This window comes from Candidatus Neomarinimicrobiota bacterium, assembly GCA_022573815.1.
Taxonomy (GTDB): Bacteria; Fidelibacterota; SORT01; order SORT01; family SORT01; genus JACZTG01.
Genome location: JACZTG010000004.1, coordinates 64,885 through 86,217, shown reverse-complemented (window position 1 = coordinate 86,217; position 21,333 = coordinate 64,885). Strand labels below are relative to the sequence as shown.

Sequence of the window (21,333 nt, the reverse complement as noted above, 5' to 3'; positions counted from 1 at the left end):
ATAGTTTTTGCATTATTCAGCAGCGCATCAATATGGATGATAGGCCCTTTATTTAACATAATATTTTATCCTGATAAAATGACTGAAGTAACTACTTCTTCGAAATTAGGGGAACTCGCTGATTTTTCCGAGATAGATATGACAAAAGGATTAAAAACTCAAGTAACCGATCTTGTAAACGGATTTATCATACAGGATACAAAACTTGAAACTCTTGCGACTATCTGTATAGCGATTATAGTGGTTTTTCTTATCAAGAATATCGCGTTTTACATAAATCTCTATATGGCTTCGCTCATCGAACTGGGTGTTATCAGAGACATAAGAAATATTCTTTATAGTCATATGGTAAATCTATCATTTGACTACTTTAATAAATCAAAAGTAGGAACGCTAATATCCCGTCTGACCAATGATGTTCAAGTAGTAAATACCGCCATTGTGGCTACATTCTTGAATATGATTCGAGACTTACTTCTATTAGTCTTATATCTGGCAATCGTATTAATGATTTCCTGGAAACTCACCGTTATTGCTTTGTCTGTTACATCAGTATCTGTAATACTGATGTATTTTATCGGAAAAATGTTAAGAAGTCAGGCTCTTCTATCTCAAAAGTTAATGGCAAATATAATTTCTATTATTCAGGAGACACTGTCAGGTATGCGGTTGGTTAAGGCATTTGGAATGGAGAAATTTGAGGTTGATAAGTTCTCCCGCAAGTCGAAGGAGTACCACGACGTAATGAGAAAAGTGTTTGTTTGGAGGAAAACTTCCTCTCCTGTTTCTGAAATTGTCGGTATCGCTGCAATTACAGTGGTGCTTTGGTTCGGAGGAAAACAAGTTATATTTGCCAAATCAATTGAAGCCAATGATTTTATAGTTTACCTATTCGCACTATTCAGTATGATGCAGCCGTTAAAAGCGATTGGAACTCATTATATTCGCATACAGGAAGGACTTTCTGCCGGAGAACGGTTATTTGAAATCATAGATATAGTACCAAAAATTGTGAATCCTCCAAATCCTATCGGGATTACAGGCATCGAACAATCCATAGATTTTAAAAGCGTAAATTTTAATTACGGGGATGGTGCTATATTAAAGGATATTAATATCAGCATTAAATCAGGAGAAATACTCGCGATAGTCGGTCCAAGCGGTGCCGGGAAATCGACTTTCGCCAATTTAATACCCCGGTTTTATGATACCACATCCGGCGAAATCACCATTGACGGCATAAATCTAAAAGACATTAACTTGGAAGACCTGAGAAAATTAACAGGCTATGTAACGCAGGAAGTAATACTTTTTAACGATACTGTGAGAAACAATATTGCGTATGGAAGAGAGGACAAGAGTAAAGAGGCGATAATCCAGGCAGCTAAAACTGCTAATGCTCACGACTTCATCACTAATCTTCCGGATGGCTATAGCACATTCTTGGGTGATAGAGGAACAAGATTATCGGGAGGGCAGCAGCAAAGAGTCGCAATTGCCAGAGCGATTTTAAATGATCCACCAATTTTAATATTTGATGAAGCAACTTCTTCACTCGACTTGGAATCGGAAATGAAAGTCCAGCAAGCAATCGAAAATTTAATGGCAAACCGAACCGTTATAATGATAGCGCATCGCCTTTCTACAGTGAAGAAAGCGGACAAGATCATCGTACTCGATAACGGGTCATTAGTTCAAGAGGGAACTCATAAAGAATTAATCGAAGAAGATGGTCTCTACGCCAAGCTGTACAATCTTCAATTCCAGGTATAGTGTTTTTTAAATTTCTCGAAAGGAAAATTAAAAGAGGTATTATTAAAATCCTCTCGGCTTTTTCAAGCCCAACCAAAATTAGCCTCCAGGATTTCAGAAAATTAAATATCAAAAAAATTGCAGTAGTTCGACAGGATAATCGAATTGGAAACCTAATTTTTATAATTCCACTGATAAAAGCTTTGAAAGAGGACTATCCTGATTGTGAGTTACATCTGATAACAGGTTATAAATATGGAGAAATACTATCACATATTAAAGAAGTAGATGAGATAATTCCATTTTACCAAAAGCGGGCTGCTAAAAATCCATTTTACTATTTTAAGTTCAGGAAACGGCTAAAAAAAGCAGAATATGATCTTGTAATTGATGCAGGTAGTATGACATCATTGTCTGTAAACAATATTCTTTTAGGCGCATCTGCCCGTTCCAAAGCGTTTGTAGGATATGACCGGAAAGAATCATCATCATTTCTAAATCTATCCGTACCGATAATGGATGAAAACTCGCACGAATCCCGGAAATTCTTATATCTTGCGGATTATCTATCAGAAAAAAAACGTGTTAATTACCCTTCACTCACTCCAACTACCGGGGAAATAGCAGAAGCGCAAGAAATGATTCAAAAACTCGGGATACATCAGGAAGATAAAATAATAGGCATAAATATCGGTGGACGATACGATAAAAGGTGGGACATTGAAAATTATTTGAAACTAATATCCCATCTACAGAATAAAGGAATGAAAATCTTTATATTCAGCGGCCCTGACGAGGTTGATTTGGTTGAAAAAATCTATAAAATCCGCACTAAAAATATATTCAACTTCGATTCACCGCCGATGGGACTGCTTATCGGTTTAATATCAAAATGCACACTTTTTATCACAGGGGATACAGGTCCTCTTCATCTAGCTGCGGCTATGAATATTCCGTGTGTACAGCTCTTTAAAGTTGATAATTATAACAGATACGGTTATACCAATTCTCCTCATAAGGTTGTGGAGCCGTTAAACCCGTCTTATGAAAACGTAATATCCGCGTTAAAAATGCTCATTTAATGCCAAGCAATCTAAAATTAAAGAACGTAATGTTCATCAGCTCAATCGCTAAGAATAAATGGGGTGGGGTTGAAAAATGGATGTTCGAGGTGGGGAATGGACTATCTGATAATGGTTATAAGGTGATTTACTGCGGAAGACCCGGTAGCAAATTCATTGAAATGAGTAATATTAAATCCTTTAAATATTATACTGTCAAATTCACTTCGGATTTTAACCCTTTTGTAAGTTATAAATTGAGAAATATCGCAACTAAGGAGAAGATAGATCTGATATGCGTAGGTAGAGAAAAGGATCTTCGACTCCTGTCATTAGCATATATTATTGGACAAAGACCTACTGTCATAATGAGAAAAGGACTGGCTCTTATTAAGAATAGATGGAGGTTTAAAATTGTTTATGAGCATTTCGTTGATCTGATTATTACTCCATCCTCCGCATTGAAAAATCATTTACTCGGTCTTTTGCCCTGGCTTAATGGTGATAGAATACATGTAATAAATAATGGCGTTGCCATTCCAGACAAAATTGAAAAGGGATTGTTCCGGAAAGAATTGTCTATTTCTGATAAAACGTTCCTGGCTGTTATTATAGGAAGGTTATCAGACCAAAAGGGGCAAAACTTTTTCCTCAAAGCTTTGTCTCTCGTTAAAGATGAGTTAAATAATACACAGGTTGTGATTATTGGTGATGGTGAAGAAGAAAATGAATTACGAAATGAAGTGAAAAATTTAGGTTTATCTGAAATAGTCAAGTTTATCAGTCATCGGTGGGACGTACCTAATATCCTAACTGACGCGGATTTATTGGTTCATCCATCATTGTATGAAGGAATGCCCAATTTGATTCTTGAAGCGCTGGCACAAGGAACCCCTGTACTTGCGACCGATATTCCGGGTGTCGATGAGATTGCAAAGGAAGGAGATGATGTCATTGAACTTGTGCCGCTGAACGATGTAAGCGCTTTAGCTAAGAAGTTTATAGAACTAAAATCTGATTTAAACAAAAGAGAATCTCTTTCTGTTCGGGGGAAAGAACACGCGGAAAATAACTTTTCTCTTGATAAAATGCTAAGAAGGACAGAGGAAGCATTTATTGAAACGTATAATCAAAGATCATCACTCAGATGAAGAGAGATGGCGCAAGCACTCGATATCGCGCATGCAATGGGTGAATTATTTAAATGACAACGGATGGAAAGCAGAATGGATTTATGCGAGACACATTCGATTTAAAAAATTCGTTTCTATATTGAAAAAAGTTCTTTCTGTAAAAATTGTGCATATACAAAAAAAATTATTCTCAAGACCGTTTCTATTTATGATTAAAAGTCTGAATAAAAACATTATTTACGATTTTAATGATGCGCTTTACGCCAGAGATTCGTTTTCAAAGAAATTATCTGCGATTGGCAATGGCTCTCCTAAAACCGTAAGGCGACTAAAATATGTACTTAGATCCGCGAAAACAGTGATAGCCGGTAATGAACATTTCGCAAAATTCGCAACAAAATTTAACAATAATGTCAGAGTGGTTCCAACAACAGTAAAATTTTCAGATTACGATTATCAAAGAAAAAACGATAAAGAAGTTATTACTATCGGCTGGATAGGTCAATCGAATAACCAGGTATATTTAGAGGAATTGCAAAAAGTATTCATTGAAATATCTACAAATAGCCCCGAAGTAATACTTAAAGTAATATCAGATAAACCTTATGAAACAAAGGGAATTAATATAGTCAATATAAAGTGGGATATTAATGACTATAAGAGTCATCTCTATCAGATGGATATAGGAATAATGCCGTTGAAAGATGACGAATGGAGCAAAGGGAAATGTGCTATTAAGATAATTCAATATATGGCAGCGGGATTACCTGTTATTGCTTCCGACGTGGGGCTAATGCTTCTGTTATTACAAACGCAGAGAATGGGTATTTGGTAAAGTCTGATAAAGAATGGATCGAAAAATTAAATACTTTAATCGGCTCTGCTAATCTCCGCAAAAAGATGGGTAATACTGCTCGAATAAAGATAAAAGAATATTATTCGGTAGAAAGTTGGGGAGATAGAGTTGAAAGGATTTATTTAGATAGATTAGGCTAAGTTACTTATTACTAAGCAAAATATAGTTCTTATATTCACCAATCCTATAATGCAATACCCTGTCCTCAAGAAAAGTCCGCGCTCTATCAAATATTTTTTCGTGAGGATGTCCGGCTTTATTGCCGCTGTTAAAATCCCAGTTATAAAGCGCAATTCGTTCTTCCATAATTTTCGGATGCGAGTCAGTAAAGCGTGTTAAATACCTGGGATCACCATAGTCAAATGATGTTGCGGTTCCTTCGTGTTTCTTTTTTACCCATTCTTTATCGTGGTGGACTGAATCAAGCGCTATTTGCTTATCTTTCATCACTTTTGGCGGTCTAACCCATCCGTAATGGTACACAGAGGCGTTTGAGTGTGCCACGCGGAGTTTTTCCCCGTTTAAACGAAAACTCTGAGCGCTTTTCCATGATTCAATGCCAATATTATTGCGGATCACTCTGACTTCCCGGCGATACCATCTACGGGATTTTTGGAAATAATCGAATGAACCCCAAAAATGAAGATAATCGAACAATAATCCCTGAACGTCATCGTTATCCAAAAGATTCTTCATCCGTTCCATTACTATGGGCAAATACTTTTCGTGAATAACTTCATCTGCCTGAACATAAAAGCACCAATCGCCTTCGCATTCATTAAGCGCAATATTCGATTGCACGGCATTGACCTTACCATGAACAAAATGTTTTTCATCCCAATCCGTTTCTATGATTTTAATCCGGGAATCTTGAATGGATTGCACCTGTTCCAACGTATCATCCTCAGATTTACCGATGGCGATTACGAATTCATCACAAATTGGTAGAATGGATGCTATCGCTTCTTTTATCGGGTATCCAAGTTTAATTCCATTTCTAACAAATGAAAAACCACTTACTTGCATAATTTGAGTCTCTACTGTATCATTTCACTTGCGGCATAATTTATAGGCTTTGAAATGATGATACAAGAAGATAAAATATCTGTTTTGAACATCGTGGACAATCGATGGTGGAGTGGTAGCGCCCATTTTGCTGTATATACTACAAAAGCATTGAAAGAGAGAGGCTACCGCACAGCAATCGTTGGCGATTTAGATAAACCGGCGATGAAGATTGCCTCAAAAGAGGGCTTGGATGCTGTAGGAGGATTTAGTCCGAAGCCTTCGAATCCTATAAAGTATCTGACTGAACTAAAATCCTTACTTGAGATAATTAAGAAAGGCGATTATAAATGTATAATACCCCATGGAGCGCAATCACATTATTGGGCAAGCAGAGTAAAAAAGAAATTGGGTGCATCGATTCGTATCATAAGAGCTCTGAGCGATGACAGAAAACCCAAAGTGAACTTTATTAGCAAAAAGATTTACTCAAAATGGACTGACGGTTTTATAGCATCGAGCACCGCTTTAATAAAGCTATACTCAGAAGCATTTAAACTGCCCGGTAATAAATTTGCGTTGGCAATCGGTCCTTTCGATCTGAACGCATTTAATCTTCATTTTGAAAATGAAGCTGAAAAGGGAAATGATAATGTTATTACTTTTGGGTTGATTGCCAGATTATCGCCGGTGAAGGGGCATACTATTTTTTTAAAAGCCGCTGCAATGGCTCTGAGTAAAAATAGCGACCTTAAATTTCTCATTTCCGGAGAGGATTCTCAGGTTAAGAGAACGGATCTAATTTCACTCGCCAATGAGTTAGGAATTTCTGACAATGTTATATTTAAAAGTATTTATTCGCATCCGTCAATCCCCATTACAATGATAGATGTGGGAGTTATAAGCTCAACTTCATCGGAAGTGATATGCAGAATCGCAATGGAGTATATGGCGGCAGGTAAACCTGTTATTTCAACCGATATAAATGTACTACCTGAGTTAGTCAGCAATAATGTTACCGGAATTATCGTTCCCGCCGGTGATGCTTATTCACTTTCCGTTGCGATGTTAGAATTAGCGGATAATGAAGGTTTACGCAAACAATATGGAGCCGAAGGTAAGAAAAAAGCTAATGATTCATTTACGTATGAGGCATTCGTAAAAAGCATAGAGAGAATGATAAGCGGAGATAAGTAATAATAGTTTAGATATAAACTATATGAATGAAAATGTTGATAACTATTATATTATTAAATTATGAAGATATTCAAAAAAACATTATTTTTAAAAACAGCTTATAGTCGTTGCGAAATATGCGCTGATGATATAGTCGTAAATTAACAATGTTAGTTTATATATAAACTAACATTTATTAAAATATCTCAATAACAGTTCCACTGAATTGACATTAACATATCTTCAATATAGATTATAGACTTAAATTAGCCGGTTAGGAAGGTGGAAATAAAACCCGCGTGAGAAAAAATCTCTTATCAGTTTATATTTTATTATCATTTCAACTAATTAGTTGTTCAGGCGAAACAGGAAACAATTTCAGTGAGAAAGGACAGGGTTTTATGTCGGTCAAAAACATTCCAGTAAATTTATCGGTGGATAAAGAGGATTATGAGGGAAACATAAAAACGTTCATTAAGCGAATGTTGGATGAAGGACATACACCTAACAGACTGATAAATGAAAAAAGTCCATATCTGCTTCAACATGCGTTCAATCCTGTTGATTGGTATCCTTGGGGTGACGAGGCATTTGAAAAAGCGCGAAAAGAAAACAAACCGATATTTCTGTCAATCGGATATTCTACCTGCTATTGGTGCCACGTTATGGAGAGAGAAGTTTTTGAAGTTGATGATATTGCTGCCATTATGAATGATATGTTTATTTCGATAAAAGTTGATCGTGAAGAGCGTCCTGATGTTGATAGAATATATATGCAGGCATTACAGATGATGACAGGGAGTGGAGGCTGGCCTATGTCAATATTTATGACGCCTGACCTCAAACCGTTTTGGGGCGGGACTTATTTACCGCCGGAATCGCAATATGGTCGTCCTGGTTTCATTGACATCATGACAAGAATCAATGACCTTTGGAATGAAGACAGGGGACAATTAACGCGAAGCGCAGATAAACTTTTTGAGATTTTGTCAAAAAGAGCTTCAACTGATAAATCTTCAACTCAGCCATACCACATTTTCCTTGACGCCGCATTCGATATTTTTAAGAACTCCTATGATGCTCAATACGGGGGATTCGGGCAAGCGCCAAAATTCCCACGGACATCGACATTTAGTTTTATGTTCAGATACGCTGAAAGAACAGGGAATGAATCTGCAAAAGATATGACGTTGCATACTCTTAGGAAAATATCGGAGGGTGGAATTCATGATCACCTGGGAGGAGGTTTTCATCGCTATTCTACTGATGAACGCTGGCACGTTCCGCATTTCGAAAAAATGCTATACGATCAAGGTCAGTTAATAATTTCTTATTTAGAAGCCTATCAGCTGACAGGAGACGATGTTTATTCATCTGTGGCAAAAGAGGCGATTAATTATGTTCTTAGAAGTATGACCGACACCAACGGAGGGTTTTATTCGGCGGAAGACGCTGAAAGCGCTCCTGATGCGGCTCATCCTGAAGAAAAAGTGGAAGGCGCATTTTATGCTTGGACTTCCGTTGATATAAATGAGGTTTTAGGCGAAGAGGATGCCGAATTATTTTCCTATCATTACAATGTAAAGGTGGATGGTAATGTCCTTCAAGACCCACATGGAGACTTTGAAAATAAGAACGTTTTATTCGTTTCCCATAATTTTATTGAAACTGCGGATAATTTCGGACTTTCCCTCAAAAGCACAATCAACAGGCTAACAGAATCCCGCCAAAAGCTCTTCCTCGCAAGAGAGGAGAGAGTAAACCCTCATCTGGACGATAAAATACTCGTCTCGTGGAATGGATATATGATTTCCGCTTTAGCCAAAGCATATCAGATATATGGGGAAGAAACGTATCTGACTGCTGCGGAAAATGCTGCTAATTTTATTATTGATAATATGTATGACCAAAAGACAAAAAACTTATTGAGACGTTATCGAGACGGTGAGGCGGGGATAGAGGGGAATTTGTCCGACTATGCGTTGTTGACTGCCGCCCTAATTGATTTATATGAAGCATCATTCAATATCAAGTGGTTAGAGTTAGCATCAGAACTGAATGACAGGACAATTGACCTTTTTTACGATTCAAAGGATGGAGCGTTTTTTGATACTCCTGAAGGAAGTCAAAATCTCATTGTGCGAATGAGAGATGATTATGACGGCGCGGAACCAACAGGAAATTCAATTGCGGTGATGAACCTACTTCGTCTCTCGCAGATGCTTGATAAAAAGGAACTACGCGAGAAAGCAGATAAAACCTTCGAATACTTTTCTTCAACGCTTGAGCGGGCTCCGCATGCATTGCCTCAAATGTTGTCTGCCATCGAATTCAGTTTGGTTAAACCAAAACAGATTATAATTGCCGGTGAAGCAGAAGGAGATGATACGAAAAAACTCTTAGGAAGACTTCACTCTATGTTTATCCCTAATAAAGTCGTGTTATTGGCTGATTCCAGGAACAGTGACAATTTCCTTAGCGATAATTTGGAAATCATAAAGTCTATGCGGCCAATCGGCGGCATTGCGACGGCTTATGTCTGCGAAAATTATGCCTGTAAATTACCCACCAACGATATTGAAATTTTTGTCTCATTACTGATGGATAACTCGAAATAGTAATCACAAAAATTATTTATCCTAATAATGGCGAACGTATATAGGAAATATTGTATTGAATTCGGCTTGCGTCGCATTCTCATACAGAGTATTTTTATACTTACTATGCTGCTTAAAGTAAAAGAGATATATAACGGAGATAACAGAGCAATTGCGAGGGCTATATCTATTGTTGAAAATGACAATGATGAAGCTGATTCGTTACTTGCAGAGCTGTATTCGCATACCGGAGGCGCTTATCGTTTGGGCATCACAGGTCCTCCGGGAGCGGGAAAGAGCACTCTTGTCGATAACTTAACAAGATTGTTCCGGGAAGATGGCAAAAGTGTAGGGGTGGTTGCAGTGGACCCCACAAGTCCATTTACCGGCGGTGCGCTTTTAGGCGATAGGCTGAGACTTCAGGAGTTAAGTCTAAATAAAGAAGTCTTTTTCAGAAGTGTGGCAAGCCGTGGAAGTACCGGAGGCATTTCAAAAACTACTAATGAAGTTGTTGATATTCTCGATTCATCAGGTAAAGAAGTAATTATGATTGAAACAGTGGGTGTAGGACAATCTGAACTGGATGTGGCTGAAGCTTCGGATACTACTTTAGTTGTCATAGTCCCGGATTCAGGAGATGAAATTCAGGCTATGAAAGCTGGATTGATGGAAATCGCGGATATTTTTGTTTTGAACAAGTCAGACCATTATGGGGCAGATATAGCATATTCAGGTCTTCAAGCGATGCTTCAACTTAGAGAAGAAAATGCATGGACACCGTTAATTATTAAGACAAGCGCTCTTAAGAATGAAGGAATAGATGATTTAATGAAAGCAATTCATGAGCATGAAGATTGGTTGAAATCGGAGAACAGACTTTCGGAAAGAAGAAAACATAGGCTCAATGAACGGGTAAAAGATATTATTGCAGATGATTTGGATAAGAAATTTTGGACCAAAGATAAATTAAAATTCCTTTATAATAAAATAAATGAATCAGAAAATGGAACTATTACCCCCTATACTTTAGTTGAAGAATTAAAGAATTTAAAATAATCCGAATGAATTAATTTGATATTTCACTTTAATAAGATAAATTTGGTCATCGTTCTTTGCGTTTTAATGCTGAGCAGTGCAACCGCTTTTGCTCAATACCATTCATTCGGCAGAAACAAAATACAATATACCGAATTTGATTGGCAGGTAATGTCAACAGATCATTTCGATATTTATTATAATGCGGAAATGGAGGATCTTGCTCTCATAGGAGCGCAGTATGCTGAAGAATCTTACGATGTCCTGAAGAATAGGTATAATCATTCTCTTAATTATAAAGTGCCGCTAATATTTTACAGCTCTCATCTATATTTCCAGCAAACTAATGTAATCCCGAACTTACTGCCTGAAGGAGTGGGAGGGTTTTTCGAATTTTTCAAGGGACGGGTTGTTATTCCGAGCGATGGCTCTATCAGTCAATTCAAAAGGGTAATTCGCCACGAGCTTAATCATGTATTTATGCATGGAAAGGTCAATCGCGTTAATAAAAATCATAAGATATTCAATCCACGTTTTCCTCCATTATGGTTTTCAGAGGGTTTAGCAGAATATTGGTCCGGTGACTCGGATACTCAGGCTGAAATGGTTATCAGGGATGCCGTGCTTAACAATTATATCGTTCCTGTTGAAAGGCTTTATACTATAGCCGGAAGTTATTTGATGTACAAAGAGGGTGAGAATTTACTTTCGTTTATCGCAGAAAGATACGGCGATGAGAAAATCTTACTTATATTGGAAAATATATGGGTATATCCCAGGTTTTCACAAGTAGCTGAATACGTATTGGGCGTGAGCTATACGGAACTGAGTAAGCAGTGGCTATATTCTCTTAAGAAAAAGTATTATCCCCTATTAGAGGATAAAGACAAACCCCAGATGGCATCTTCGATCGTCGATCAGAAAGGCTTTAATTCTAAACCCGCCGTATATACAGACAAAGACGGAAGAAAAAACATAATTTATGTAAGTAATAAGAAAGGTTATTCAGGGATTTATCAGAAACCGTTTGATAGTAAAGCAAAAATGGAATCTGAAGAGATACTCGTTGGAGAAAAAACCAGTGATTTCGAAACATTTCACCTTTTCAGATCTTCAATTGATGTCAATGATAATAGGATTCTCACATTTGTTACCAAAAGCGGCGAGACAGACGTTATTCATAGGCTGAACTTGGACAATAAAGAACTTCTGCCGACTATATCCTTCAAAGAATTGGTTACTATTTCCTCGCCTTCCTGGTCTCCGGACGGAGAGAGAATAGCATTTACCGGCCTTTCACGGATGGGATTTAATGATATATATGTATATGACACAACTACTGAAAATCTTCTGAAATTGACAAATGATGTTTATGATGATAGGGATCCCTCGTGGTCTCCTGATAGTAAATATATCGCATTTTCGTCTGACAGAACAATGACGGGTGACCACGGAAAGTATAATCTATTTAAGATTGAGATTCAAACTCTGAATGTACGATATCTGACATATGGTAATTTTAACGATCGCGCGCCCAAATATTCTAATGACGGCAAAATTGTTTTCTTTTCTGATCGTGGCGGAATGAATAATATCTGGCTACTAAAAGAAACGAAGAGTAATGATAATTATGACCTGACTAACGTTTCTCTGAAAAGTGTAGATAATACTTATGAATCAAAAAATAATTTAAAGGATTATCAGGCAGTTCGGGTAACAAACTTTACTACTTCCGCGATGGATCCGGTCTGGTCAGATGAAAATTCGTTAGTCTTTGCGGCATTTGAAGATTTCAGTTTCAAAATTATGAAAATTGCTAATTTCTCAACATTTCCCACATCGATTGATAAACAAAATATGAAATTCAGTCGAGTCAATTTGTGGAATCATCATAAAATTGAAAAAGATATAACAAAGATATCCAAAAAATATAAAAGCGGTTATTCTTTAGACATCGCTCAAAGTCAGGTATCGCAGGATCCAATATTTGGGACAAGCGGCGGAGCAGCTCTTGCGTTTTCGGATATCTTGGGAAATAACCAGTATTACATAGTTATATATAATAATGCTCGTACATCGAGTGATTTCCTAAACAGCTTCAATGTTGCCATTACAAAAATATCATTAGCAGGAAGAACAAATATTGCTTACGGAGGTTTCAACCTCAACAACAGGCTATTTAATTTACATGAAGGGTTTTTTGATGAAAAGCGTATAGGCGGCTTTCTATCAGTATCTTACCCGCTTTCATTCTTTCAAAGAATAGAGGCTTCCACAAGCTTAAGTTATTCCTTAAAAGACAGGTTCGACGGTGACAGCAGAGAGGCTTGGTTAGCGGTGAATTCTGTCAGATACGTTAAGGATAATTCGCTTTGGGGACCTTCCGGTCCATTGGACGGCCAGAGAATTAGCCTGTCAATTGCGTACACAAATGATGTAAGATTCAGTAACCTGAACTATTACTCTTTGGTGGCAGATTATAGGAAATATTATCGATTGTCAAATAGCACTTCTTTTGCTGTTCGATTCATGTATATGCACAGCGAAGGAAATCCTGACAGAGAAATACGACGATTTTATATTGGAGGTTCATGGACTCTCCGTCTTTATCCACGGTTCAGGATTTGGGGTACCCGTGCATATGTGATAAACAATGAATATCGCTTTCCGTTTATTGATCAGATGGCAGTAAAGTTTCCGTTCGGCACTATTGGATTTAGAGGAATTAGAGGAGCGCTGTTCTTTGATGTTGGGAATGTTTATAACGGTGAATTATTTAGAAAAGAATGGGAAGAAACAAAAGGAAGTTATGGAATCGGATTTAGAATGAGAATAGGCGGCTTTCTCGTTCTCCGCTACGATATAGGAAGAAGAACCAGTTTTAGAAAATGGCCTGATACTATCTATAAACAATTTTTCTTTGGTTGGGATTTCTAAATTGTATCGTAAATTTATAATCTTCTTACTACTGTCGTTGGTCATAATATTTAGCTGTTCCGGAAATATTAAGATTTTTGATGTTTCTTCAAAATTTAAGAAATCTGAATGGACTCAACTTGGAGGTAATGCTCAGCACAATCAAAACGCTATCAAGGAAGTGACACCTCCGTTAAAACAATTGTGGAAGACCGGTGTTGAGAGAACGCCTACCGGCTATATGACAGCCGCAATGGGGAATATATTCGTTACAACAATGGCAGGTAAAATCATTGTGCTTAACTATTCTACGGGAATTAAAATAAGTTCTATTAAATTAGACCATTCCATTGGATACGGAATGGCATTAGACGGCAATAACGGATATTTCGGCAGCATTTCAAACGATAATTCGATCTTTGGTTATCAATTGGATAAAGGGAGATATGCCTGGAAAAAAAATATCGGTCCTGTGGAATCTATGCCGTTGGTTTCAGGGGGCTTGCTTTATGTCACTTCTGTTAATGGAAATCTATATTGCCTTGATTTGGAAACAGGCACCGAGAAGTGGAGATTCAGAAGTAACAGGCCGTTTCGCGGCACGCCTGTAAGATGGGAGGGACTCATAATCGCCGCAAATGACTCCGGCAATGTGTATGGACTCTCAGCTTCCACAGGGGAACTCAAATGGAAATATGAAACAGGCAAAGCCATTATGTCAACACCGGTAGTTTATAATGGTAATGTTTATGTTGGTAATTTGCTCGGACAATTTTTCTCGATTAATGCAGAATCCGGTAAATTAAATTGGTCATTTTCCGGAAAAGGAAGTTTTTATGCTACTGCGTCGGTTGATGATGATGCGGTATATTCCGCAACAGCTAGCGGTATGCTTTATAAGATTTCAATTACTGATGGAGTCGGAATTTGGGAGCAAGATTTATTGGACCCTCTAAGTATAGGAATGCTTGTGTCAGGGCAATATATCTATATCGGGTCTCTGAATCGAAAATTTTACTCTATAAATAAAGATACCGGCGAAGTAATATGGTCCGTATTGCTTGACGGAAGAATCAGAACATCACCGTTAGAATATAATGGTAATATATTCATCGGAACGGAAGATAAATTCGTATATGCGTTTTCAGAAGCAGGTGCAATAAGTGAATAAATATTTCCTGCTACTATTTATTTTTGTTGTAAGCCAGAGCTATTTATATGCAAATCCCCCCGAAAGCGCAGCTATAGGGTTTTCAACTCTGATATTCAAATCTAAATCATCTGACATTTTATTTTATATTGATGATTCATTATACAGCCGGCAGCGCGTCGATACTCTATCTGTTACGGCAGGATATCACTCATTGAGAGCATCGAATTCTGAATCTGACTTATGGTCGGCGGTAGATTGGACTTGGAAAGGAGAGTTGGCAGCTGACTCTACCTACTATTTTGAGGTTACACCTACGCGATTCGTAATATTAAATAGTGTTCCGTATGGTGCGGATGTTATCATCAACGGTGAATTTATGGGGACTACACCCTACGTTCTTCAATCAACCGACAAAGCTGTGGAATTAATTAAGAGAAATTATATGCCGGTACGAATCGAACCTGAAGAGATGAATCAAAAAACATTGATAAGTGTTAATTTGGTTGTTGAATCTCCAGTAATAGAAACTGAAATTACTCCGAATTTCGCTAAAATGGGGTACGATAGAGATAAATTGATTAGCCGGTCAACTTATGCCCTTACCGCTATATCGGGAGTTGCGGCGGTTTATTTTAAATTCGAAGCCGACAAAGCTTTCAATAACCTATCAGATGCTGTTGATCCGGCAGATATACAATATCTTACTGATCGAATCGATAAATTCGATAACCTGGCAGGAATATCTTTTGCAACTTTTCAGGCGGGATTCTTATATTCCATTTATCGAGTTATACGTCACAGATAAAGAATCGGGAATATAAACACAAATGTCCGAAGCTGTTTCCAACAACGGAGATAAAGATGATAAGGATATCTCTTCAAGTGAAATGGGATTTCTTGATCATCTTGAGGAGTTAAGATGGAGAATCCTCAAATCGCTGGTAGCAGTCGTAATATTTTCGGTGTTCTCTTTTGCATTTTCTGATTATTTTGTAAATTTTCTGATTAAACCAACACTTTCTATAGATCCTCCTTTGACCCTACAGGTACTAAGGGTGCAAGGTATGCTTATTGTAAAAATGTGGATCGCTTTTGTCGGCGGATTAATTCTTGGATTGCCATTCATCGTTTATCATATATGGCACTTTATTGCCCCCGGTTTATATGTAAATGAAAAGAAAAATCTTCCGATTCTGATAGTAGTTACATTTTTTTCTTTTTTAGGTGGAGCCAGTTTTGCCTATTATATTATCATACCATTAATAATTCCAACTCTTCTCTCATTTGGCGTTCCGGGAGTCGAGAATAATATATCCATAAATTATTACTTCAGTTTCGTAATTCAGATGATACTTGCAAGTGGCATAGTTTTCGAAATGCCTATCTTAGCATATTTTTTGGGAAGAATCGGACTACTTACGCCGGCATTTATGAGGCATTACAGAAAACATGCCTTAGTTGGTATTATCATAACCTCTGCGATATTGACTCCGCCCGATCCACTCAGTCAATTATTGTTGTCGGTTCCATTATTTATTTTATATGAAATAAGTATTTTCATTTCCGGCATAGCCTCAAAAAAACGAACAATAGGCACAAATGATTCTTAAGATTTACTTTAATTCTTGACCTTCCTCCGCAATAATAGTATGTTAATCGCTTGAAAAATAGAGCTATGAAGTGCTGAAAACATTAAAATTATCCCTACCGTTTAGTTCATATAATGCCGATTTAAATCGTATTACCGCGCCAATTGATACAGAATTTAAAGATTTCAAAAAAGCTTATAAAAATTCTATGAGGACAAATGTGTTCTTGATTAACAGGATATCAGGTTATATGACATCCCGATATGGCAAGATGTTTCGTCCTAAGCTTGTCTTGCTTTCCGCAAAACTATTCGGGCCTATAAATGAGCAAACTATCGCATCCGCGGTTCTAATTGAACTGCTTCATATTGCAACTCTTATGCATGACGATGTAGTGGACAGAGCCGAACATAGAAGAGGGATTCCCTCTATTCACTCCATTTGGAAGAATAAAACTGCCGTGCTAATGGGTGATTTTTTATTCAGCAGGGCATTAATAAACCTTGTTGGCCTCAGAAATTTTGACTCGTTAGATGTGCTGTCAATGGCTGCCGAAAGAATGAGTAAAGGAGAATTACTGCAACTTGAAAAAAACAGGTCGAATGGATTAGATGAGGAAACTTATTTTCGTATGATAAGCGATAAAACAGCAAGTCTTTTTTCCGCTGCGAGTGAAATGGGTGCGTTGACCACTACAGACTCGGTTGATAAAAGGAAAGCACTTTCTCTTTATGGAGAGCATCTTGGAATCGCGTTTCAGCTGAAAGATGACCTTTTTGATTATGTCGGTAAAAAGGCTAATACAGGTAAACCTGTGGGAAGAGATGTTAAGGAGAATTTAATTACTCTGCCGGTAATCCATTCACTTGGAAAAGATTCAAAACGCTCAGCCAGAAAAATAATTAAAAATTTACGAAATAAGAATGGGAAATCAGACTTTCAGATGGCTGTTAATTATGTAAAAGAACACGGAGGCTTGGAATACACTGAGCAGAAACTCAACTTTCACAGCCAAAAAGCAATTGATTCTCTTTCAGAATTAGAGGATTCGGATTCTAAGGACGCCTTAATTAAATTTGTTCGGTTCAACATTGATCGAACAAGATAACTCCTGCTCTGAAAGAGCATTTGATCTTTTCTCTTAACATTTATAGTGCAAAAACGTTTTCTTATCATACGATTAAGTTCTATTGGAGATATACTTCTTACAACTCCCTTTGTTAGGGCGCTCCGAAAGAAGTATCCGGATTCTCTAATTAATTATCTTACGAAGAGTGAGTATGTGGAACTGATGCTGAATAATCCTAACATAAATAACGTATATGCGTTTGACACAAAAAACGGATTCGGTGAGATATTAAATTGGAGATACCAGATAAAATCAAATCGCTATAACGCTATATTTGACCTGCACCGTAATATTAGAACTTTGTTAATGACAAGGTTTATTGGCGGGATGAATTCCGGAAAATATAACAAAAGGTACTTTAAGCGATATATGTTGGTTAATTTCGGATTAAATCTCTATAAAAATGTGACTTCTATATCTGACCGCTACCTCGAAGTCGGTTCTAAATATAATTTAGCTGATGATGGGTTTGGATTAGATCTTTATACAAGTAGTGATAGCCCTTTAAAGGAAAGACTGAAAGTTGATTCTAAACTTAATCTTGTGATTGCGCCGGGGGCAGGATATCATACAAAACGATGGCCAAGCGATAATTATGCGAAGCTTGCTGACTTATTGGTTAAAGAGATTGATGCAAAGATCATATTGGTAGGGTCTAAAGATGATTTGCCTATTTCCGAAGCTGTAATATCTCAAATGAATGAACCTGCTACTGATGCTACCGGTGAATTTACTTTGCTGGAAACAGCGGCAATAATCAAGCAGTCAGATGCCGTGCTGACGAATGACAGTGGACTGATGCATATTGCAGTATCTCAGAAAAAACCGGTTCTCGCATTTTTCGGCTCAACTACGGAGGAATTAGGATTTTTCCCGTATAGCGATAATTTCAGAGTTTTGGAGGTATCTAATCTCAATTGCAGGCCATGTTCTCATGTAGGACGAGATAATTGTCCAAAGAAACACTTTAAATGTATGGTGGATATAACTCCGGAACTGGCATTTAAAGCAACGACGGACTTACTTGAATTATAAAGGATCAATTGTTGTCTAAAGTATTATTTATTATTTATTCTTACATTGCTATTCCATTGCTGATATTAATTCTGAAAGTTATATCCCCGTTTAACAAAAAAATAAATCAAGGGCTTAGAGGAAGAAAAGAAACTTGGTCCATTTTGGAAAAAGCAAATTTATCAGAAAGTAGAGTAATTCTGATTCATTGTGCTTCTCTTGGAGAATATGAACAGATAAAACCACTTATCAATAAGTTGAAAAATGAAAATAGTGAGCATCGGATAATTCTATCGTTTTTTTCTCCATCCGGTTATAACAGGGCAAAGGATAAGCTTGTGGATATTAAAATTTACCTTCCATTTGATTTACCACATAGTATGAAAAGGTTTTTCAAGAGTATTAATGCCGATGTTTTTATATTGGCGGGCTATGATGTTTGGCCAAATGCGATTAAATGGGCAAATAAGTTAAATGTCCCTTTGATAATAGTGTCCGCGCGACTTCGCGCAGGCTCTCATCGTCTTAAACCAATGTTTTCTCTAATGCACAGAGCAGTTTACTGTATGTTTGATAAGGTACTCACAGTTTCTGAAGGAGATTCAGATCGTTTTAAAAAATTGGGAGTTAAAGAGAGAGCGTTAGAGGTGCTTGGTAACTCACGGTATGATCAGGTGATTCAACGAAAAGGAGAAGCAGTTCCAAATGAAGATAATATATCCAGTATTCTTAGCGGAAAAATTGTTCTTGTGCTCGGTAGTGTGTGGCGTACGGATATTTCGCTGATACTGGACCTGATTATAAGTAGGATGAAGGGATCTGCAAATTTTTCAATTATTATCGCACCTCACGAGCCGGAAGATAAAATTCTTAACCTCATCGAATCCAAATTTACGGAAGCAAACGTCGGATTTGTAAGATCTTCCAACTTAACTTTAGATAAAGGTAACATAAACGCTATCGTTATTGATGAGATTGGATATTTAGCGGGACTGTATAAATTTGCTCATATAGCCTATATGGGCGGCGGATTTGGCCCTGGAGTTCATAATGTAATGGAACCGGCGGTATATGGTGTGCCTGTTATCCACGGACCAAATTTAAAAAGTTCCGAGACAGCAGAATTTCTTGATGAATCAGGAGGCGGTTATCTTATAGAGACCGAGGAACAATTCGATACAATTATACACAAACTTATTGAGGATGAAGAATTTCGTAAGAAATCGGGTTTGGCTGCAGAGAAAGTGGTTATCAAAAGAGCGGGAGCCACTGAAAAGACTGTGAAGGTTATCCAGAGCTATTTGAAATGATAGAACTAAAAAATATCTCGTATAAATATCAAAGCGTAAATAATGAAGGGTTATTAGCTCTGAATGATGTTTCACTCGCTCTTAAAAGTGGTGATTTCATTTCTTTAATAGGATCAAATGGCTCCGGCAAATCAACACTTGCTATGGTCATGTCTGGAATATTTAAACCGTTTAGCGGTACCGTCAAATGTGATGGATTAGAGTTAGACGATTTAAATTTAAAAGAATCGTCGAAGAAAAAAATCGCAGTATTGTTCCAAAACCCGTTAGAGCATCTCGTCTCAGGAAGCGTGGAGTCTGATATCGCATTTTCACTTGAGAATTATGGCATACCGGCTGAAATAATTAGGCAGCGGGTAGATGAGTCAATGAGACTATTTGATCTATACGATGTTAGGGAAAGCCATCCAAGAGAGCTATCCGGGGGTGAACAGCAGAAGGTGGCATTTGCCGGAGTTTGGGCGCTTAAGCCGGATTATATTATTTGTGATGAGTTGACTACTTTTTTGGATTATGAGTCGAGAAAATTACTGCTAAGTATGCTGAATAAATTTAGCGATGATGGTGGCGGTGTACTTTTGATAACGCAATATCCATCTGAAGCAATAAACTCGGACCAATTATATATAATGGAAAAGGGTAAATTAATCGAGAACGGCAAACCATCCGAAATATTAGGTAACCAGGAAATATTACTTAAAGCGGGGCATTATGCTCCACAAACAGCAGAACTTGAAAATCGATACAATGATATAATCAGTATGAAAATATGATTCTTCAAGAAATTAAAGAACTGATAGTTACACTTGATAATCCGCTTATATCAAAATCTTTCGAGCTACGGATACCGAGTTTGCAAATAAATTCAAACGAACTTATCGGTGTATTAGGCAGATCCGGAGCGGGAAAGACGACATTTGCGCGTCTGTTAGCTGGTTTATTGAAACCCTCATCAGGAACGATTATTAACTATCCCGATAATTTAGCGGTCGGGCTATCTTTTCAATTTCCGGAAAATCAATTTTTTATGAACACCATCCTTGAGGATATAATGCTTGGCGCAATAGAAAAAGGATTGTCGGACACTGAAGCTCATAAATCCGCATATGAAGCATTAGAATTAGTGAATTTAGATCCGGGTTTATATGGTGCTCGCAACCATATGGCATTGAGTAGTGGAGAAAGAAGAAGAGCTGCCCTCGCCACTATTATAGCGCTAAAACCTGATTTATATATATTTGATGAACCGACCGCGGCGCTTGACGGAATTGAAATAAAAAATCTGACGGATATAATAGAAAATATTTCGAAGCAGGGTAAAACTGTCCTTATAGTATCTCAGGACTCGGCGTTTATAGCGGAGAGTTGCAATAGACTTATAGTATTTGATAAAGGTTTACCTGTTTATGATGGCCCGCCTCCGGACTTCTTTTTAAATAGTGAATTAACAAATAAATATGGAATAGAGCAGCCGCCTGTGGCTGAATTCGTGAATGGCATTATCGCAAACGGAATGAAAATTATTCCTAAAAGTTTGAAAACTTCGGATTTATTCTCGTTATTAGATTCGCAGCTCAATTCAACGAATGCTGAAAGTCTGGTATAAT

At 37.4% G+C, this 21,333-nt stretch carries 18 protein-coding genes; 17 read left to right on the top strand and 1 reads right to left on the bottom strand.

What is annotated here, in order from left to right:
* Window positions 1–78 precede the first annotated feature (78 nt).
* The 5 genes from IIB39_02815 to IIB39_02795 are packed head-to-tail and all read left to right on the top strand — an operon-like array spanning window position 79 to window position 4,942.
* Window positions 79–1,773 carry an ABC transporter ATP-binding protein gene (locus tag IIB39_02815; GenBank protein MCH8927630.1) on the top strand — a complete coding sequence of 565 codons (1,695 nt, stop codon included), beginning with the start codon at window positions 79–81 and terminating at the stop codon, window positions 1,771–1,773.
* Window positions 1,773–2,834, top strand: coding sequence for a glycosyltransferase family 9 protein (locus IIB39_02810; GenBank protein ID MCH8927629.1), 1,062 nt, complete (start codon window positions 1,773–1,775; stop codon window positions 2,832–2,834). The genes IIB39_02815 and IIB39_02810 overlap by 1 nt, the downstream gene beginning before the upstream one ends.
* The gene (locus IIB39_02805) at window positions 2,834–3,964 is read left to right on the top strand and encodes a glycosyltransferase family 4 protein (protein MCH8927628.1); all 1,131 of its coding nucleotides are present in this window, start codon (window positions 2,834–2,836) and stop codon (window positions 3,962–3,964) included. The genes IIB39_02810 and IIB39_02805 overlap by 1 nt, the downstream gene beginning before the upstream one ends.
* The gene (locus tag IIB39_02800; protein MCH8927627.1) at window positions 3,930–4,781 is read left to right on the top strand and encodes a glycosyltransferase; all 852 of its coding nucleotides are present in this window, start codon (window positions 3,930–3,932) and stop codon (window positions 4,779–4,781) included. The genes IIB39_02805 and IIB39_02800 overlap by 35 nt, the downstream gene beginning before the upstream one ends.
* The gene (locus IIB39_02795) at window positions 4,775–4,942 is read left to right on the top strand and encodes a hypothetical protein (GenBank protein ID MCH8927626.1); all 168 of its coding nucleotides are present in this window, start codon (window positions 4,775–4,777) and stop codon (window positions 4,940–4,942) included. Before IIB39_02800 ends, IIB39_02795 begins: the two co-directional genes overlap by 7 nt.
* A gap of 1 nt (window position 4,943) precedes the next feature.
* On the opposite strand, the gene IIB39_02790 is transcribed toward IIB39_02795, so the two are convergent.
* Window positions 4,944–5,828, bottom strand: coding sequence for a glycosyltransferase (locus IIB39_02790; GenBank protein ID MCH8927625.1), 885 nt, complete (start codon window positions 5,826–5,828; stop codon window positions 4,944–4,946).
* A 54-nt stretch (window positions 5,829–5,882) separates the two neighbouring features.
* Here IIB39_02790 and IIB39_02785 point away from each other — a divergent pair, with 54 nt between their 5' ends.
* The 12 genes from IIB39_02785 (at window position 5,883) to IIB39_02730 (ending at window position 21,332) form a co-directional block, all read left to right on the top strand.
* Entirely contained in the window at window positions 5,883–7,004 is a 1,122-nt protein-coding gene (locus IIB39_02785; protein ID MCH8927624.1) for a glycosyltransferase family 4 protein, read from the top strand.
* 461 nt (window positions 7,005–7,465) lie between these two features.
* Window positions 7,466–9,601 carry a thioredoxin domain-containing protein gene (locus IIB39_02780; GenBank protein MCH8927623.1) on the top strand — a complete coding sequence of 712 codons (2,136 nt, stop codon included), beginning with the start codon at window positions 7,466–7,468 and terminating at the stop codon, window positions 9,599–9,601.
* A 105-nt stretch (window positions 9,602–9,706) separates the two neighbouring features.
* Window positions 9,707–10,636 carry a methylmalonyl Co-A mutase-associated GTPase MeaB gene (gene meaB, locus IIB39_02775; GenBank protein MCH8927622.1) on the top strand — a complete coding sequence of 310 codons (930 nt, stop codon included), beginning with the start codon at window positions 9,707–9,709 and terminating at the stop codon, window positions 10,634–10,636.
* A 66-nt stretch (window positions 10,637–10,702) separates the two neighbouring features.
* Window positions 10,703–13,552: a PD40 domain-containing protein gene (locus tag IIB39_02770; GenBank protein MCH8927621.1), complete on the top strand. Its 2,850-nt coding sequence runs from the start codon at window positions 10,703–10,705 to the stop codon at window positions 13,550–13,552.
* Between the two features lies 1 nt (window position 13,553).
* The gene (locus IIB39_02765) at window positions 13,554–14,702 is read left to right on the top strand and encodes a PQQ-binding-like beta-propeller repeat protein (protein ID MCH8927620.1); all 1,149 of its coding nucleotides are present in this window, start codon (window positions 13,554–13,556) and stop codon (window positions 14,700–14,702) included.
* The gene (locus tag IIB39_02760; GenBank protein ID MCH8927619.1) at window positions 14,695–15,489 is read left to right on the top strand and encodes a PEGA domain-containing protein; all 795 of its coding nucleotides are present in this window, start codon (window positions 14,695–14,697) and stop codon (window positions 15,487–15,489) included. The genes IIB39_02765 and IIB39_02760 overlap by 8 nt, the downstream gene beginning before the upstream one ends.
* Window positions 15,490–15,511: 22 nt before the next feature.
* Window positions 15,512–16,294, top strand: a complete 783-nt coding sequence (gene tatC / locus IIB39_02755; GenBank protein MCH8927618.1) for a twin-arginine translocase subunit TatC — start codon at window positions 15,512–15,514, stop codon at window positions 16,292–16,294.
* Between the two features lie 229 nt (window positions 16,295–16,523).
* On the top strand, window positions 16,524–17,381 hold the full coding sequence (locus IIB39_02750; protein MCH8927617.1) for a polyprenyl synthetase family protein: 858 nt from the start codon (window positions 16,524–16,526) through the stop codon (window positions 17,379–17,381).
* Window positions 17,382–17,426: 45 nt separating this feature from the next.
* Window positions 17,427–18,437: a glycosyltransferase family 9 protein gene (locus IIB39_02745; GenBank protein MCH8927616.1), complete on the top strand. Its 1,011-nt coding sequence runs from the start codon at window positions 17,427–17,429 to the stop codon at window positions 18,435–18,437.
* An 11-nt stretch (window positions 18,438–18,448) separates the two neighbouring features.
* Window positions 18,449–19,726, top strand: coding sequence for a hypothetical protein (locus tag IIB39_02740; GenBank protein ID MCH8927615.1), 1,278 nt, complete (start codon window positions 18,449–18,451; stop codon window positions 19,724–19,726).
* The gene (locus tag IIB39_02735; GenBank protein ID MCH8927614.1) at window positions 19,723–20,499 is read left to right on the top strand and encodes an ATP-binding cassette domain-containing protein; all 777 of its coding nucleotides are present in this window, start codon (window positions 19,723–19,725) and stop codon (window positions 20,497–20,499) included. The genes IIB39_02740 and IIB39_02735 overlap by 4 nt, the downstream gene beginning before the upstream one ends.
* Window positions 20,496–21,332: an ATP-binding cassette domain-containing protein gene (locus tag IIB39_02730; protein ID MCH8927613.1), complete on the top strand. Its 837-nt coding sequence runs from the start codon at window positions 20,496–20,498 to the stop codon at window positions 21,330–21,332. Before IIB39_02735 ends, IIB39_02730 begins: the two co-directional genes overlap by 4 nt.
* Window position 21,333 lies beyond the last annotated feature (1 nt).

What these genes read in the sequence shown, in the direction of transcription:
- tatC (MCH8927618.1), top strand. Translation starts at nt 15,512, where the DNA reads ATGTCCGAAGCTGTTTCCAACAACGGAGATAAAGATGATAAGGATATC.
- IIB39_02780 (MCH8927623.1), top strand. Translation starts at nt 7,466, where the DNA reads ATGTTGGATGAAGGACATACACCTAACAGACTGATAAATGAAAAAAGT.
- IIB39_02790 (MCH8927625.1), bottom strand. Translation starts at nt 5,828, where the DNA reads ATGCAAGTAAGTGGTTTTTCATTTGTTAGAAATGGAATTAAACTTGGA.
- IIB39_02805 (MCH8927628.1), top strand. Translation starts at nt 2,834, where the DNA reads ATGCCAAGCAATCTAAAATTAAAGAACGTAATGTTCATCAGCTCAATC.
- IIB39_02735 (MCH8927614.1), top strand. Translation starts at nt 19,723, where the DNA reads ATGATAGAACTAAAAAATATCTCGTATAAATATCAAAGCGTAAATAAT.
- IIB39_02730 (MCH8927613.1), top strand. Translation starts at nt 20,496, where the DNA reads ATGATTCTTCAAGAAATTAAAGAACTGATAGTTACACTTGATAATCCG.
- IIB39_02770 (MCH8927621.1), top strand. Translation starts at nt 10,703, where the DNA reads ATGCTGAGCAGTGCAACCGCTTTTGCTCAATACCATTCATTCGGCAGA.
- IIB39_02750 (MCH8927617.1), top strand. Translation starts at nt 16,524, where the DNA reads ATGACATCCCGATATGGCAAGATGTTTCGTCCTAAGCTTGTCTTGCTT.
- IIB39_02815 (MCH8927630.1), top strand. Translation starts at nt 79, where the DNA reads ATGACTGAAGTAACTACTTCTTCGAAATTAGGGGAACTCGCTGATTTT.
- IIB39_02785 (MCH8927624.1), top strand. Translation starts at nt 5,883, where the DNA reads ATGATGATACAAGAAGATAAAATATCTGTTTTGAACATCGTGGACAAT.
- meaB (MCH8927622.1), top strand. Translation starts at nt 9,707, where the DNA reads ATGCTGCTTAAAGTAAAAGAGATATATAACGGAGATAACAGAGCAATT.